This is a genomic window from Synechococcus sp. 8F6 (assembly GCF_002252665.1).
Taxonomy (GTDB): Bacteria; Cyanobacteriota; Cyanobacteriia; order PCC-6307; family Cyanobiaceae; genus Cyanobium_A.
The window spans coordinates 21,314-36,001 of record NZ_NQKZ01000013.1; the positions used below are offsets into that span (position 1 = coordinate 21,314).

Annotated in this window: 14 protein-coding genes; 10 read left to right on the forward strand and 4 right to left on the reverse strand. The window is 67.4% G+C overall.

The annotated features are described in order from the left end of the window. Window positions 1-5: 5 nt before the first annotated feature. Both leuS and CJZ78_RS10130 read right to left on the reverse strand, forming a co-directional pair. Window positions 6-2,651: a leucine--tRNA ligase gene (leuS, locus tag CJZ78_RS10125; protein ID WP_369802050.1), complete on the reverse strand. Its 2,646-nt coding sequence runs from the start codon at window positions 2,649-2,651 to the stop codon at window positions 6-8. A 20-nt stretch (window positions 2,652-2,671) separates the two neighbouring features. Then, window positions 2,672-2,911 (reverse strand): hypothetical protein, encoded by a 240-nt coding sequence (locus tag CJZ78_RS10130; protein WP_094561201.1) that lies wholly within the window; start codon window positions 2,909-2,911, stop codon window positions 2,672-2,674. Window positions 2,912-2,943: 32 nt separating this feature from the next. On the opposite strand from CJZ78_RS10130, the gene dapF reads away from it, so the two are divergent. From dapF to dacB, 5 genes are all read left to right on the forward strand, one after another. Further along, window positions 2,944-4,101 carry a diaminopimelate epimerase gene (gene dapF / locus CJZ78_RS10135; RefSeq protein WP_094561228.1) on the forward strand — a complete coding sequence of 386 codons (1,158 nt, stop codon included), beginning with the start codon at window positions 2,944-2,946 and terminating at the stop codon, window positions 4,099-4,101. 4 nt (window positions 4,102-4,105) lie between these two features. Next, a complete protein-coding gene (locus tag CJZ78_RS10140; RefSeq protein ID WP_094561202.1) occupies window positions 4,106-5,332 on the forward strand; it encodes a cysteine desulfurase family protein in 1,227 nt (408 codons plus the stop codon). 47 nt (window positions 5,333-5,379) lie between these two features. Continuing rightward, entirely contained in the window at window positions 5,380-6,072 is a 693-nt protein-coding gene (locus tag CJZ78_RS10145; RefSeq protein WP_094561203.1) for a DUF1995 family protein, read from the forward strand. A gap of 83 nt (window positions 6,073-6,155) precedes the next feature. Continuing rightward, on the forward strand, window positions 6,156-6,695 hold the full coding sequence (locus CJZ78_RS10150) for a DUF4330 domain-containing protein (RefSeq protein WP_094561204.1): 540 nt from the start codon (window positions 6,156-6,158) through the stop codon (window positions 6,693-6,695). 1 nt (window position 6,696) lies between these two features. Next, window positions 6,697-7,995 (forward strand): D-alanyl-D-alanine carboxypeptidase/D-alanyl-D-alanine-endopeptidase, encoded by a 1,299-nt coding sequence (gene dacB, locus CJZ78_RS10155; RefSeq protein WP_094561205.1) that lies wholly within the window; start codon window positions 6,697-6,699, stop codon window positions 7,993-7,995. Here dacB and CJZ78_RS10160 read toward each other — a convergent pair. Beyond that, window positions 7,992-8,864: a hypothetical protein gene (locus CJZ78_RS10160; RefSeq protein WP_094561206.1), complete on the reverse strand. Its 873-nt coding sequence runs from the start codon at window positions 8,862-8,864 to the stop codon at window positions 7,992-7,994. The genes dacB and CJZ78_RS10160 overlap by 4 nt on opposite strands. 8 nt (window positions 8,865-8,872) lie before the next feature. Then, the gene (gene coaD / locus CJZ78_RS10165) at window positions 8,873-9,358 is read right to left on the reverse strand and encodes a pantetheine-phosphate adenylyltransferase (protein WP_094561207.1); all 486 of its coding nucleotides are present in this window, start codon (window positions 9,356-9,358) and stop codon (window positions 8,873-8,875) included. A gap of 75 nt (window positions 9,359-9,433) precedes the next feature. Here coaD and CJZ78_RS10170 point away from each other — a divergent pair, with 75 nt between their 5' ends. Genes CJZ78_RS10170 through CJZ78_RS10190 form a run of 5 tightly spaced genes read left to right on the forward strand, consistent with a single transcriptional unit; the run spans window position 9,434 to window position 14,685 of the window. Continuing rightward, window positions 9,434-9,928: a flavin reductase family protein gene (locus tag CJZ78_RS10170; RefSeq protein ID WP_094561208.1), complete on the forward strand. Its 495-nt coding sequence runs from the start codon at window positions 9,434-9,436 to the stop codon at window positions 9,926-9,928. Beyond that, on the forward strand, window positions 9,925-11,886 hold the full coding sequence (gene uvrC / locus CJZ78_RS10175; protein ID WP_094561209.1) for an excinuclease ABC subunit UvrC: 1,962 nt from the start codon (window positions 9,925-9,927) through the stop codon (window positions 11,884-11,886). The genes CJZ78_RS10170 and uvrC overlap by 4 nt, the downstream gene beginning before the upstream one ends. After that, window positions 11,883-12,197: a hypothetical protein gene (locus CJZ78_RS10180; RefSeq protein ID WP_369802048.1), complete on the forward strand. Its 315-nt coding sequence runs from the start codon at window positions 11,883-11,885 to the stop codon at window positions 12,195-12,197. Before uvrC ends, CJZ78_RS10180 begins: the two co-directional genes overlap by 4 nt. Next, window positions 12,194-13,732, forward strand: a complete 1,539-nt coding sequence (locus tag CJZ78_RS10185) for a cryptochrome/photolyase family protein (RefSeq protein WP_094561210.1) — start codon at window positions 12,194-12,196, stop codon at window positions 13,730-13,732. The genes CJZ78_RS10180 and CJZ78_RS10185 overlap by 4 nt, the downstream gene beginning before the upstream one ends. A gap of 23 nt (window positions 13,733-13,755) precedes the next feature. After that, window positions 13,756-14,685 (forward strand): bestrophin family ion channel, encoded by a 930-nt coding sequence (locus CJZ78_RS10190; RefSeq protein ID WP_094561211.1) that lies wholly within the window; start codon window positions 13,756-13,758, stop codon window positions 14,683-14,685. Window positions 14,686-14,688: the final 3 nt, after the last annotated feature.

Here is a 14,688-nt window from a genome sequence, read left to right on the forward strand (position 1 = left end):
GGCCCTCAGGGCACCAGGTTGACCAGCTTGCCCGGCACCACGATGACTCGGCTGGGGGCTTTGCCCTCCAGCCATTTGGTGGCGATCTCGCTGGCTAGGGCGAGCTGCTCCAAGGTGGCCTTGTCGGCATCGGCGGGCACTTCGAGGTTGCCGCGCACCTTTCCCTTCACCTGGATCACCAGCGGGATCGTGTCGCGCACCAGGGCGCTGGCATCAGCGCTTGGCCAGGCCTGGTGGTGCACGCTCGTTTGGCCATCGGGATTGCCCCCCAACCTCTGCCAGAGCTCCTCGGCCAGGTGCGGCGCGAACGGCGCCAGCAGCACCAGCAGGGTGCGCAGGGCTTCGCTGGCGACGGCCGCGGAAGCCCCCTGCAGGTGCTCGCCCATGGCGTTGCTCAGCTTCATCAGCTCCGAAACGGCCGTATTGAATTGGTAGTCGCCGTCGAGGTCATCGCTGATCTCGCTGATGGCGGTGTGAACGGCGCGGCGCAGGGCTTTGTCCTCCGGGCTGAGGCTGCTGGACGCGGTGCTGGAGCCGCCATCACCTAGCCCCAGACCCTGGCCCACGGCCCCATCCACCAGGCGCCAGAGGCGCTGCAGGAAGCGGAACTGACCCTCCACATCGGCGTCATCCCACTCGAGATCCTTCTCGGGCGGCGCCTTGAACAGGATGAACATGCGGGCGGTGTCAGCGCCGTATCTGTCGATCACCACGGCGGGATCGACGCCGTTGTATTTCGACTTTGACATCTTTTCGTAGAAGGTTTCCAGCACCTCGCCCGTGATCGGATCACGGGGATCGCTGGGATCGGCCACATCGGCCGGGGCGATGTACTTGCCGCTATGGGGGTTCTTGTAGGTGATGCCCTGCACCATGCCCTGGGTGAGAAGGCGCGCGAAGGGCTCATCGAAGCCCAGCAGGCCTCGGTCGCGCAGCACCTTGGTGAAGAAGCGCGAGTAGAGCAGGTGCAGGATGGCGTGCTCGATGCCACCCACGTACTGGTCCACCGGCAGCCAGGAATCCACCGCCTCGCGGTTGAAGGGCAGGGCTGAGTTGTGGGGATCGCTGTAGCGCAGGAAGTACCAGCTGGAGCACATGAAGGTGTCCATGGTGTCGGTTTCGCGCCGCGCGGGCTTACCGCAGCAGGGGCACTCGACACGCCACCAGCTCTCGAGCTGGGCCAGGGGCGAGCCGCCCTTGCCCTCAAGGTTGGCGCCCTTGGGCAGCTCCACCGGCAGTTGCTCCGCCGGCACGGGCACAACGCCGCAGCTGTCGCAATGGATCACCGGGATCGGGCAGCCCCAGTAGCGCTGGCGGGAGATCAGCCAATCGCGCAGGCGGTAGGTGATGCGGGCCCGACCCCAGCCCTCGGCTTCCGCAGCGGCGGTGATGGCCGTTTTGGCCTCTGCGCTGGCTAGGCCATTGAAGCGGCCGGAGTGGATCAGCACGCCGGGCTCGGTCCAGGCGCCACCCTCGTAAGCGTGCTCATCACTGCCCTCCGGGATGACCACCTGCTGCACCGGCAGCTCGTACTGGCGGGCAAACACAAAGTCGCGCTGGTCGTGGGCGGGCACCCCCATCACGGCGCCTGTGCCGTAGTCCGCCAGCACGTAGTCGGCGATCCAGAGGGGGATCAGTTCGCCGTTGGCGGGGTTGCGCACCTGCGCACCGATCGGCACACCGCGCTTGGGTTTGTCGTCGGCCGTGCGCTCCTGCTCGCTCTGGCGACTCACCAGATCACAGAAAGCCTCCACGTGGATCGCCTGCTCCGCAGTGGTGAGTGAGGCCACCCGAGGGTGCTCGGGGGACAGCACCACATAGGAGGCGCCAAAGATTGTGTCCGGCCGGGTGGTGAACACGGTGATGTGTTCGCCGGTGTCTGCGCCCTCGCCATCCACCACCGGGAAGCTGAGCTCGGCGCCGGTGCTGCGGCCAATCCAGTTGGCCTGCATGGTGCGCACCCGCTCCGGCCAGCCCTGCAGCTTGGGAAGGTCGTCGAGCAGCTGGTCGGCGTAGGCGGTGATCTTCAGAAACCATTGGCGCAGCTTGCGCTTCTCCACCAGGGCACCGGAGCGCCAGGAGCGGCCTTCGCTGTCCACCTGCTCGTTGGCGAGCACCGTCTGGTCGATCGGATCCCAGTTGACCGTGGCGTCTTTCTGGTAGGCCAGGCCGGCTTCGAGAAACTGCTGGAACAGCCACTGGGTCCAGCGGTAGTAATCGGCGTGGCAGGTGGCCACCTCCCGGTCCCAGTCGATCGAGAGACCCAGGCGCTGCAGCTGGGCGCGCATGGAGGCGATGTTCTGATCGGTCCACACGCCCGGATCGATGCCCCGCTCGATCGCGGCGTTCTCCGCCGGCAGGCCGAACGCATCCCAGCCCATCGGATGCAGCACCTGTTTGCCGCGCATGCGCTGCACCCGGGCGATCACATCGGTGATCACGTAGTTGCGCACATGGCCCATGTGCAGGTTCCCCGAGGGATAGGGAAACATCGACAGGGCGTAATAGGGCTCGCCATCAGCAGCGGCCGTGCGGTGTTGCCCGGCGGCATCCCACTGCTGCTGCCAGCGGGATTCAAGGGCCTGGGGTTGGTAGCGGGGTGCGTCGCTCACAGCAGCCAGGCCTGGATCAGAGTTGTGATCGTGCCACAGCCCAGTCGGTGAGGGCGGGATCAGCCCAGGGCGCGGATCGTGCAGGCCGCAGCACGGTTGATCAAGGTGAGAGGACGGCCTTCCGCCTGGCTGAGGGCGAGATAGGCGACGTCCTGCCAATGCAGGGTTCCTTCCAGTTCACCGACACCCATCACCTGGATGGCCACGGGAGTTTTGTGGCGGATCAGATCCTGCAGATGGCGAATGCTCGGCTGGGAGGTATCGAGAGCCGCCAAGCGCTTCTCGAAAAAGCTCTGCATAGGATTTGGCGGTGGCTGCGTTTGCCCCCATCGTGCTCCAGTTCAGCAAATATCAAGGTCTGGGAAACGATTTCCTCATGCTCGATGCCCGGGGGGCGGGCAGCAGCGACAGCGATCTGGGCCTCACTCCGGAACGGATTCAACGCCTATGCGACCGCCGCTTCGGCGTGGGCGGTGACGGGGTGATCCTGGCCCTTCCGCCCCGGGAGGGTGGAGAACTGCGCATGCGGATTTTCAATGCCGATGGCAGCGAACCGGAGATGTGCGGCAACGGCATCCGCTGCCTGGCGCGCTTCCTGGCCGACAGCGATGGGGATGCCCCGGGCCGGCAGTGGCAGATCGAAACCCTGGCCGGGCGCATCGTTCCCGAGCTCTGCATCGACGGCACCATCCGGGTGGACATGGGCGCCCCCTTCCTCGAGCCGGCGGCCATCCCCACCACCCTGGCGCTTGGCGATGCCGGGATCGCCCAGGGCAGCCTGGAGGTTGCGGGTGAGACCTTCGCGGTTGGAGCCGCTGGCATGGGCAATCCCCATGTGGTGATTCCTGTGGACGATGTGGCGGCTGTCGATCTGGAGCGCTACGGCGCCGCCCTGGAGGTGCATCCGGCCTTCCCCGCCCGCACCAACGTGCACTTCGTGCAGGCCCTCAGCCCCACCCATCTGGTGATGCGGGTGTGGGAGCGGGGTGCTGGGCCGACCCTGGCCTGCGGCACCGGGGCCTGCGCCACCTTGGTGGTGGCCCATCGCCTCGGCTTGGCGGAGCGCTGCGCCCGCCTGGATCTGCCTGGCGGCCCGCTGGAGATTGCCTGGGATGAAACCAGCGGCCATCTGTTTATGACCGGTCCGGCGGTGGCGGTGTTTGACGGTGTCGTCACCCCCGAGCTGTGGGGTGAAAGTGCCGCAGACCTCGAAGGCTCTGATGAGCCTGCAACCGGACTCCCGGTGAACGTTCAACAACCAGCGAAGGACATCGCGATTGCCGGGTCGGCAGAGGCCGAGATCGATTGCGCCACGGTCTGCATCAACGGTTGTCTGCGGCCGGATGCCTGTCCGTCCGCGGAGGCCCGGGCCCGGGTGGCGGCCCTGCTCAGCAGCAGCTCCCTCGACGACCTGGTGGCCCTGGCCACCAGCTCCCTGGAGTCGCGCACGCGGGCTCGGGTGGAGCGGGACAGCGGTTTGTTCAGCTAGCGCCTTGGCACCCTCCGCACCGGCTGCCTCCGCACCGATCTACCTCGACGCCTGCGCCACCACCCCACCGGCAGCGGAGGTGCTCGAGGCCATGGCTGCGGTTCAGGCTGATGCCTGGGCCAACCCCTCAAGCCTGCATGGTTTTGGGTTGGCCGCCGCCGAGCAGCTGGAGCGCAGCCGTTGGCGACTCAGCGAGCTGCTCGGCTGTGCCGCCAGTCAGCTGGTGTTCACCTCGGGGGGCACCGAATCGATCCACACGGCCCTGCTTGGAGTTGCCGGGCAGGGGACGCCAGGCCGGCTGTTGATTTCAGCGGTCGAACACCCGGCCACCCTGGCTGCTGCGGCACAGGTGCAACGGCTCGGCTGGCAGGTGGAGATCTTGCCGGTGGACCACCTGGGGGTGGTCGATCTCGAGGCCCTCGATCGCCTGCTGGTGCCGCCCACACGGCTGGTGTCGCTGATCTGGGGCCAGAGCGAAGTGGGCACGATCCAGCCGATCGAAACGATCGGGGCCCGCTGCCGCGATGCCGGCGTGCTGTTGCATGTGGATGCGGTGCAGGTGCTGGGCCATCGGCCGTTGGCCTTCGACGCCCTGCCGATCGACCTGCTCAGCCTGGCGGCCCACAAGCTGCAGGGGCCCCGGGGCGTCGGCGCCCTGTTGGTGCGCCCAGGCTTGACGCTGTCCCCCTTGATCGGCGGGGGCGGCCAGGAAGATGGGCGGCGAGGTGGCACCGAGCCGGTGGCCCTGGTGGCGGGTCTTACCCGTGCCCTGGAGCTCTCCCAAACGCGCCTGCAGGCCCACGGGGGCCGTGATCCGATCACGGATCTGCGTGATGGCCTGCTGGCCCACGTGCTGGCGCTGGAGGGGGTGTGCCTCAGCGGCCCCGATCCCCGCCACCCCGGCGATCCTCCCCGCCTACCCCACCACCTCAGCCTGTTGGTGGCCAGCCCATGCGGCACGCCCCTGTCGGGCCGTCGCCTGGTGCAGGCCCTCTGGCAGCAGGGGTATGCGGTCAGCAGTGGTGCGGCCTGCAGCAGTGGGCGCGCTGCCCAGCCGGGGGGGCTGGCTCCCAGTCCGATCCTGCAGGCCATGGGCTATGCCGATGCGGCGGCCGCCAGTGGTGTGCGCCTGAGCCTGGGGCCCTGGCTCACCGCTGCCGATCTGGCGGGTGTTCCCGCGGCGCTCGAGCAGGCCCGGTTGTGGCTGCAAGCTGAACACCCAGCAGACTGACGCCTTGGTCAGGGAGCCCTTAGGGTCAGCCGACCCGTGCTGGCTTGATGCTCCCCCCCGACCTGCGCAGCGCCGAGGCTGAAGCCATCACGGCGGTCCAGGCAGCCCTCAGCGGCGGTGCCAAGGGTCTGTGGACCGTGGAGCTGCGCTTTGAGGGCCTGCGGATACTGCCCTTGGCCCTGCGTCTGCAGGCGGCCCTCAGCCCAGCTCAGCCCAGCCTGCGGCTGTTGTGTCCAGACGCCGGCGCCACGGCCCTGGCCCAGCGCGATGCCCCGGATTTCGCCGCCCGCATCGCCAGCTTGCGGGATCAGATGCGCCTGCAACAGGCCGATGGCGGCAGCGAGGGCGTGCTGCTGCTGGTGGCCCCCTCCCCCGCCGACTATGAGGAGGTGGAGCAGGTGTGCGCCCTTCACCGTGAGGCGGTGGTGCTGCTCAACGGCAGCCTGGAGGATGCAGCGGTGGGCATTGGCAGCGTCGCCCGGCAGCGCCGCAAAGGATTTTTGTCGGGCTGGCAAAGCGCCTATGCCCTGATCCCCTCCGGCGATGGGGCGCTGCGCCGGGCTTGCCCTGATCCCTGGGAGCTCTACCGCTGCGATCCCGACGGCTACCGCTTTGTGGCCCACTTCGATCAGAAACCGGATCCAGAGCAGCAGGCCCTGGCTCTGGCCGGTGAGTGCGGGCTGGGGCTCGGCGGCAACCTCAAGGTGATGGATGCCTTCATCGAGGGGCTGCGCAACTAGGTTCTGGCCTGCCGCTGGCCGGTATCGGCTCTGGTGGGACCCGGCGAACCTCCGTACACTGCGCCGTACCCTTGCACAGCCCGATGGCCCCCGAGCGCGACCTGTCATCTGCACGCAACGGCCGCTCCTGGAGCCTGGTGGACCTCGGCGCCGCAGCCGCGGTGGTGCTCGCCGCTGTTGGTGTGATCTGGAGTCCCAAGCTCAGTGGCGCTGTGGCCCAGGCCACCGGTGCCCTCACGCCGGTGACGGTGCTGGTGGATGTGCGCGGTGTGCCGGTGGCGGATCCCGCCGCCCTGATTCAGGCGGCCAAGCGCGAGGGCAAGGTGGCCATCGTGATCCGCAACCAGCCCCATGGTTCGGTGGACGTGAAGCAGGTGCTGCCCTTGCAGCGCTTGCTGACGGCCGTGCAGCCCAACGGCACGGTGGTGACGGCAGTGGATCCGAACCAGGCCACCCTGGGCAGCCTGGATGCCCGCTTTGTGCTGCAGGGCCAAGGCCGCAAGAGCGGCGGCGGCGTCGTCTTTGGCAACCAAAACCTCAAGGTCGGCGCCCCCGTGGAAATTGAGGGGTTGCAGTACCGCGTTGGGGGCACGGTGAGTGGCCTGCAACTCGGAGGCCAGTGAGATGGGCACCATCTGTGGTTCCGTTCAAGCTGCTGGGGCGCTGATCACGCTGGCGGTGCTGCCAGCGGCAGCCCTGGCCCAGCAAGCCCCGGCGATCACCGCCTACGCGCTGGAGCCGGCACCGCTGGCCACCCTGCCGCCGCTGCCCCCTCCGGTGGGCCTGCCCCAGTTGCAGTTGCAGGTGAGCTGCCCGGCGCTGCAGCAGCGGCTCCTGACCACGGTGGGCAGCCAGGCACCGGTCTGGAGCATCAGCATTGCCGATAGCCAGGGGCGACTGCTGGCCGATCTCAACGGCACCCGCCCGCGCATTCCGGCGTCCAACCAGAAACTGCTGAGCACGGCCTATGCCCTCGATCGGCTCGGGCCTGATTACCGCCTCAACACCCAGCTCTGGCTTCTCAGCGACGGCAGCTTCCGTCTCACCGGTGAGGGCGACCCTGATCTGGCCCTGCCCCAGCTGCAACGCTTTGCCAAGTTGGCCCTGGGATCGGGTGGCAGCAGCGGCGAGACCCCTTCGCTGGTGCGCCTCCAGATCGCCGAAGAGCCTCGCCAGGCGTGGTGGCCCCAGGGCTGGCATCCCGATGATCGTTACTACGCCTACGGGGCCCCGATCACCCGGCTGGCCGTCACCAGCAATGCCATCCACGACTCGGTGATGAATCCGCCCTCCCGTCTGCAAGCCCTGCTGCAGAAATCCGTGGGCCAGCAGGGCGGCAAGGTGCAGGTGTCTCAGGTGTCGTCGCGCGCGCCCCTGCCGGGTGATGCGGTGCTGCTGCATCAGGAACCCTCAGCGCCGATGCACAACCTGCTGAGCCTGGCCAACACCGAGAGCCACAACTTCACCGCCGAGGTGCTGCTGCGGCAAGCTGCCGGCACCTGGGATCTGGGTCAGGCCGCCCAGCGCCAAACCCTCTGGCTGGGTGAGCAGGGCCTGCCGATGGATGGCGTGCGGATCGCCGATGGCAGTGGCCTCGACCGGGCCAATCGCCTCACCAGTCGCTTCCTGACGGCCCTGTTGCTGCGGATGGATCAACACCCCTACGGCCGTGCCTACCTGGCTTCCATGGCTGTTGCTGGTCAGCGAGGCACCCTGCGCAATCTCTACGTGGGCACCCCTCTGCAGGGCCAATTCTTCGGCAAAACCGGCACCATCAGCGGGGTGCGATCGATCAGTGGCGTGCTGCTCACCAGTGCTGGCCCTCGCTATGTGAGTGCGATCAGCAATGGCGCCAGCTCCCCCAACGACACCATCGGCCGGGTGCTGCGCCAGGCGCAGAACACCCAGCTCTGCCCGCTCTAACCCGCCAGCTGCTTGAGCGTGTTGGCCACCCGGCGGCGGCGGCTGACCGGCTCCTCACTACCGGCGGACGCCACTTCCGGTGTCTGGAGCCGCACCAGTTCGCGCCGGCCTCCCAGCACCACCTGGCTCATCTCCTTGAGGCGCCCTTCCAGTTCGCCGAGCACCTGTTCGGCGTAGCGGTTTGCCCCTTCCTGGATGGCGGCGGCCTCCTGGCGACTGCGGGACACCAGGGCATCGCATTGCTGCTGGGTCTGTTGGCGGAACTGCAGGGCGTCGTTGTGCAGCCGCTCCGCTTCGGCCTGGCTGTCGCGCTGCACCCGCATCCCCTCCTGGCGCACCTGCTCCAGCTCCGCCATCGCCTGTTGCCGGTTGCGCTCGTGTTGCTCCAGCAGCTGACGGTTGCGTTCGGCGGCCTCCTGCTCCAGCTGCTGGCGGCGGGCCGCAAATTGCTGCTCCATCTGGGCCGTGCGGGCTTGGTGTTCCTGCTCGGCCTGGGCCACCTGTTGGCGGGCCTGCAGCATCAGCTGCTCGCATTGCTGGCGGGCCTGGTCGCGCAACTCGGCCACCTGTCGCTCCGCCTCCTGGCGGATGGCGGCGCCGTTGATCAGCTGTTCACGCTCGCGCTTGCCGGTGGCAATGATCTCGTCGGCCTGCTGGCGGGCCTGGCCGATGAAGTCCTCCCGCTGCCGGATCAGCTCGACCGCCTGGCTCAGCTGGGTTGGCAGCGCCTCCCGCAGGGCATCCATCACTTCAATGGCGTCCTGTTCGTTCACCAGGCGGCAACCGCTGAAGGGAATGCGGCTGCCTTCGAGCACGATCTCCTCGAGTTGATCGAGCTGATCGAGCACGGTGATGGTGGCCTCGGCCATGGACGGCTCTAAACAGATGTCCGATTAAAAAGCCTGGCCAGGTCATCCGCCACTCCAGGAGGCACCATGTGGCGCACATCGCCACCGAACCGCGCCACCTCCTTCACCACCGAACTGCTCAGAAAGCTGTGGCGCACGGCGGTAGCGAGAAACAGCGTTTCCACCTGGGGGGCCAGGCTGTGGTTGGTGTGGGCGATCTGCAGCTCGAATTCGAAATCGCTCAGGGCCCGCAGCCCGCGCAGGATCACCTGGGCCTCGCTGCGACCGGCGAAATCCACGGTGAGCCCATCAAAACTGCCCACCTCCACGCCATTGAGGTGGGCGGTGGCGCTGCGGATCTGCTCCAGGCGCTGCTCCAGGCTGAAGGCGGGCTGTTTGCCGGGGTTCTGCAGCACCGCCACCACCACACCGTCAAACAGCCGGGCCGCCCGCTCGATCAGATCGAGATGGCCCAGGGTGAGGGGATCGAAACTGCCGGGGTAAAGGGCACGCATCCAGCCAGCCTATGGGCGCCCCCAGCGTTTCTAGAGTTGGGCCAGTTCCCCGCGCCCCCGGGCGCCTCTGCCGCCATGGCCCCGATTGCCACCCTCAACGCCGAAGCCAAGAAGACGCTGCTGCGCAAGATTCCCCATGGGGTGTTCATCTGCGGGGTGGCCGAAGCTGAGGAGGTGAACGGCTTCACCGCCAGCTGGGTGACCCAGGGCAGCTTTGAGCCGCCCCTGGTGGTGATGGCGGTGCGGGCCGACAGCACCAGCAACGGCATGATCCAGCGCACCGGCAAGTTTTCCCTGAACGTGCTGGCTGCCGACCAGAAAGACCTGGCTGCCGTGTTTTTCAAGCCCCAGAAAGGGGTGGGTGGGCGCTTTGACGCCGCCCCGTTCCAGCTCGGGGAGCTGGGCTTGCCGATCCTGGACAACGCGCTGGGCGCAGTGGAGTGCGAACTGGTGGGGCAGGTGGCCCATGGCGACCACACCGTGTTTGTCGGCGAGGTGAAAAGCGCCACCCTGCACCGCGATGGCGCTGCCCTGGAGCTGGGAGGCACCGGCTGGCAGTACGGCGGTTGAGCCTGCCCCTGCTGCAGCAGCCCGATCGGCTCAAGGCCCGGCTGCGGGAGGTTCCCTCCGAGCCGGGCTGCTATCTGCTGCGCGACGCCAGCGACCGGATTCTCTACATCGGCAAGGCCAAGCTGCTGCGCAACCGGGTGCGCAGCTACTTCCAGAGCGGCAGCGGCCACGCCCATAGCCCGCGCATCTCACTGATGGTGCGCCAGGTGGCCGAGATCGAGTTCATCGTCACCGACAGCGAAGCCGAGGCGCTGGCGCTGGAATCCAACCTGATCAAGCAGAACCAGCCGCACTTCAATGTGCTGCTGAAAGACGACAAGAAATATCCCTACCTCTGCATCACCTGGAGTGAGGCCTACCCGCGCATCTTCATCACCAGGCGGCGCCGCTTCCGCTCACCCCTCGATCGCTTCTATGGCCCCTATGTGGATGTGGGCCTGCTGCGCCGCACCCTGACCCTGGTGAAACGGGTGTTCCCTCTGCGCCAGCGGCCCCAGCCGCTCTACCGCGACCGCACCTGCCTCAACTTCGACATCGGCCGCTGCCCGGGCGTTTGCCAGGAGAAGATCAGTTCAGACGACTACCACCGCACCCTGCGCCAGGTGGCGATGGTGTTCCAGGGGCGCAACGAGGAGTTGTTGGAGCTGCTGCACGAGCAGATGGGCAAGTACGCCGAGCGGCTCGACTTCGAGAGTGCCGCCCGGGTGCGCGACCAGCTGCAGGGCATCGACACCCTCACGGCCGACCAGAAGATGAGCCTCGGCGACAGCTCGGTGAGCCGCGATGTGCTCGCCCTGGCGGCCGATGCGCGGGTGGCGGCCGTGCAGCTGTTCCAGATGCGGGCCGGCAAGCTGGTGGGTCGCTTGGGGTTCACCGCCGATGCCGTTGGCGCCGATGGCGTGCCCCTGGAGCCCGGCCGGATTCTGCAGCGGGTGGTCGAGGAGCACTACAGCCAGGTGGAGCCGGTGGAGATTCCGCCCGAGCTGCTGCTGCAGCACCCCTTGCCCCAGCAGCCCCTGATCGAGGAGTGGCTGGTGGAGCGCCGCGGCCGGCGCGTCAAGCTGGCCGTGCCCCAGCGGCAGCAGAAGGCCGATCTGATCGAGCTGCTGGAGCGCAACGCCAGCTACGAGCTGCAACGCGCCCAACGGGGTGCTGAACAGCAGTTGCTGGCCACCGAAGACCTGGCCCAGCTGCTGGAGTTGCCCAGTCCGCCGCGGCGCATCGAGGGCTACGACATCAGCCACATTCAGGGCAGCGATGCGGTGGCCTCCCAGGTGGTGTTCATCGATGGGCTGCCGGCCAAGCAGCACTACCGCAAATACAAGATCCAGAGCAGCTCGATCCGCGCCGGCCACTCCGACGACTTCATGGCCATGGCCGAGATCATGCGGCGGCGCTTCCGGCGCTGGGCCCAGGCCAAAGCGGAGGGAGCGGATCTGAGGGCCCTGCGTCGGGCGGCCAACACGGCCCTGCACTCCGGCGGGCTCAACGACTGGCCCGATGTGGTGATGATCGACGGCGGCAAGGGCCAGCTTTCCGCCGTGATGGAGGCTCTGCGCGAGCTGAACCTGGACGAGGAGCTGGTGGTTTGCTCGCTGGCCAAGCAGCGGGAGGAGGTGTTCGTGCCGGGGGCGAAGCAGCCGCTTGAGAGCGAACCCGACCAGCTGGGGGTGCAGCTGCTGCGCCGCCTGCGCGATGAGGCCCACCGCTTCGCGGTGAGCTTCCATCGCCAGCAGCGGGGCGAGCGGATGAAGCGCTCCCGCCTCTCCGACATTCCCGGCCTGGGCCCCAAGCGGGTGAAGGAGCTGCTGGCCCACTTCCGCTCGATCGATGCCATCCAGCTGGCGAGTCCCGATCAGATCGCGGCGGCCCCGGGGGTGGGGCCGGCTCTGGCCCGCCAGGTGTGGGACTACTTTCATCCCAGTGACGACCTCGCCGGCGAGGAATTGGCCAGTTGAGGCATCTTGCTGCTGTGGTGCTGCTTCCCCTGCTGGTGCTGCTGCTGCAGCTCCTGCCGGGGAGGGTTGGTCCGGCCTGGGCAGCACCCGGGATTTGCGTCGGCCCAGTGTGCGGTGATGAGATCAGCCGCAGCGCCAAGCACCATTGGCAGCTGCGCCTGCGGGTGAGCGACCAGCACGGCCAGCACGAGCGCCTGGTGGTGGATTGCCGCAATGGGGTCGTGAGCCCCTTGGCTGGTCCGGTGGAGCGGGGCTATGCCGCCGCTGTGGCGCGACGGGTTTGCCGCTTGGCCGGTGATTCCGCCGCATGACTGCCGGCATCTGGATCCTGGGCGACCAGCTCTCGCAGACCCATCCGGCCCTGGCCTCCCTCGCACCTGCCGAGGCTCGGGTGCTGCTGATCGAAAGCACATCGGTGCTGCAGCAGCGCCGCTATCACCGCCAGAAGCTGGTGCTGGTGTGGAGTGCGATGCGCCACTTCGCCGCTGAGCTGCGTCAGCTGGGCTGGAGCGTGGATTACTGCGAAGCCACCACCTTCGCCGCTGCTCTGCAGACCTGGATCACGCAGCACGGCATCCGTGAGCTGCACCTGATGGACCCGGCTGAGCGTCCCTTCCGGACGGCCATCGAGCGCCTGGACCTGACGGTGCCGTTGGTGTGGCATCGCTCCACTGCCTTCCTCTGGAGCCAGGAGGACTTCGCGGCCTGGGCCCAGCCCTACAAGCAGCTACGCATGGAGCTGTTTTACCGGGAGGGCCGCAAGCGTTTTGGTGTGTTGATGGGCGACGCCGGCCAGCCGCTGGGCGGCCAGTGGAATTTCGACCATGACAACCGCAAGGCCCCGCCCAAGGGGCTGGCCGGCCCAGAACCGCTGGGTTTCGCGCCCGATGCGACCACCCAGGCGGTGATCGCCAAGGTTGAGCGCCTGGCCGCGGAACTGGCGGCGAGTGGCGCCGAGGACTTACCCGGACAGAGCGAACCGTTCCGCTGGGCCGTCACCCGCAGCCAGGCCCTGGCGGTGCTGGAGCAGTTCATCGCCACCCGCCTCGATGGTTTCGGACCGTTCCAGGACGCCATGGTGAGTGGCCAGCCCACCCTCTGGCATGCCCTGCTCTCTCCGTACCTCAACCTGGGCCTGCTGCACCCGCTGGAGGTGATCCGGCGGCTGGAGCAGGCGGGCCTGGAGCGGGATACCCCGCTGGCGTCGCTGGAGGGGGTGATCCGCCAGATCCTGGGTTGGCGTGAATACACCCACGGGCTGTATTGGTGGTTTGGGGCCGACTATCCCCAGCGCAATCATTTCGGCGCCGATCGCCCCCTGCCGGTGTGGCTCGAGCAGCTGGGCGGCAGTGGCATGGCCTGCATGGACACGGTGCTGGCTGAGCTGGACAGCAGCGGCTATGCCCACCACATCCAGCGGCTGATGGTGCTCGCCAACTACGGCCTGATCGCCGGCCTCGATCCCCAGGCCTTCACCGGTTGGTTTCACAGGATGTTTGTCGATGGCTACGACTGGGTCATGCAGACCAACGTGCTCGGCATGGGTCTGTTTGCCGATGGCGGTTTGCTGGCCAGCAAGCCCTACGCGGCCAGCGGCAACTACATCAACCGGATGAGCACCTACTGCAAGGGCTGCCGCTACAACCCCAAGCAGCGCACGGGCCCGACGGGCTGCCCATTCAATGCCCTCTATTGGGACTTTCTGAGCCGCCATGCCGAAACCCTGCGGCGCAATCCCCGCATGGGCCTGGTGATGAAGCAGCTCGAGAAAATCCCTCACGACGAACTTGTCGCGATCCGGTCTGCAGCTGAGGCCCACCTGGGCGCTGAAGCGTGTCCGGGATGATGGTCGGGCGTTCGCGTCCCACCATGTCCACGCTGTTGACGGGTGGTCATGGTGATCCACCCCGCACCCGCCGTTACGACTACGGACTGGTGGTGCTGCAGCTGTTTTGGAGGATGCGCCTCGATCTGCTGCTATTTGGGCTCCTGGTGGCCGTTGCGGTGTGGCGCGGCCCCCTGCCGACCCGTTGGGGCCTCACCCCCATGGGGATCTCGGTGCTGGGGATCGCCGTGTCGATCTTCATCGCCTTTCGCAACACCCAGGCCATCAACCGCTGGTGGGAAGCCCGCACCCTCTGGGGAGCGATGGTGAACCACAGCCGCAAGTGGCGCGATGTGCTTCTGGCCCTGCTGCCCCAGCGGCAGCTCGCCACCCAGCGGGGACGCTGCCTGATGGAGTATCAGGTGGCCCAGGTGTGGCTGCTCAACTTCGAGTTGCGCAATTTCTGGCGCACCGATCTGCACCGCGGCGTTGAGGGCCTGCTGGCCGACCTGCAGCTCCAGCCCGCCACCTCCCTGCAGGAGGTTTGCCGGCAACGGGCCCAGGCGATCGAGCGGTTGCATCGCGATGGCTGGATTGATGGCTGGGGCCGGCAACAATTGAGCGAGGTGAGCAACCTCTGCCACGACGCGATTGGTGGTCTGCAACGCATTCGCAACACACCCATTCCCGCGTCCTACGACGTGTTCGTGCGGATGATCACCTGGCTCTATGGCCTGCAGTTGCTCTTGGAATTTCAACGTTCCAGCCACATCCTGGTTGGGGTGGTGCTGTTCATGGGCTTTCTCACCGCCGAGCGGATCGGTTCCTACGTGGAGGGACCCTTTGATCGCGATGGCAGCAGCTTCTCGCTACCCCTCAATGCCATCTGCAGCACGATCACCAACGACTTGATGCAACGGCCGTTGGATTTCGGCAGCTTCCGCCCTAGCCAGGATCCAGCTCGCTGGGATTGATGG

Coding starts and splice junctions, on each gene's coding strand:
- CJZ78_RS10130 (WP_094561201.1), bottom strand. CDS start 2,911: ATGCAGAGCTTTTTCGAGAAGCGCTTGGCGGCTCTCGATACCTCCCAG.
- CJZ78_RS10145 (WP_094561203.1), top strand. CDS start 5,380: ATGCTCCCCCCCGACCTGCGCAGCGCCGAGGCTGAAGCCATCACGGCG.
- CJZ78_RS10150 (WP_094561204.1), top strand. CDS start 6,156: ATGGCCCCCGAGCGCGACCTGTCATCTGCACGCAACGGCCGCTCCTGG.
- dacB (WP_094561205.1), top strand. CDS start 6,697: ATGGGCACCATCTGTGGTTCCGTTCAAGCTGCTGGGGCGCTGATCACG.
- CJZ78_RS10160 (WP_094561206.1), bottom strand. CDS start 8,864: ATGGCCGAGGCCACCATCACCGTGCTCGATCAGCTCGATCAACTCGAG.
- coaD (WP_094561207.1), bottom strand. CDS start 9,358: ATGCGTGCCCTTTACCCCGGCAGTTTCGATCCCCTCACCCTGGGCCAT.
- CJZ78_RS10170 (WP_094561208.1), top strand. CDS start 9,434: ATGGCCCCGATTGCCACCCTCAACGCCGAAGCCAAGAAGACGCTGCTG.
- CJZ78_RS10185 (WP_094561210.1), top strand. CDS start 12,194: ATGACTGCCGGCATCTGGATCCTGGGCGACCAGCTCTCGCAGACCCAT.
- CJZ78_RS10190 (WP_094561211.1), top strand. CDS start 13,756: ATGTCCACGCTGTTGACGGGTGGTCATGGTGATCCACCCCGCACCCGC.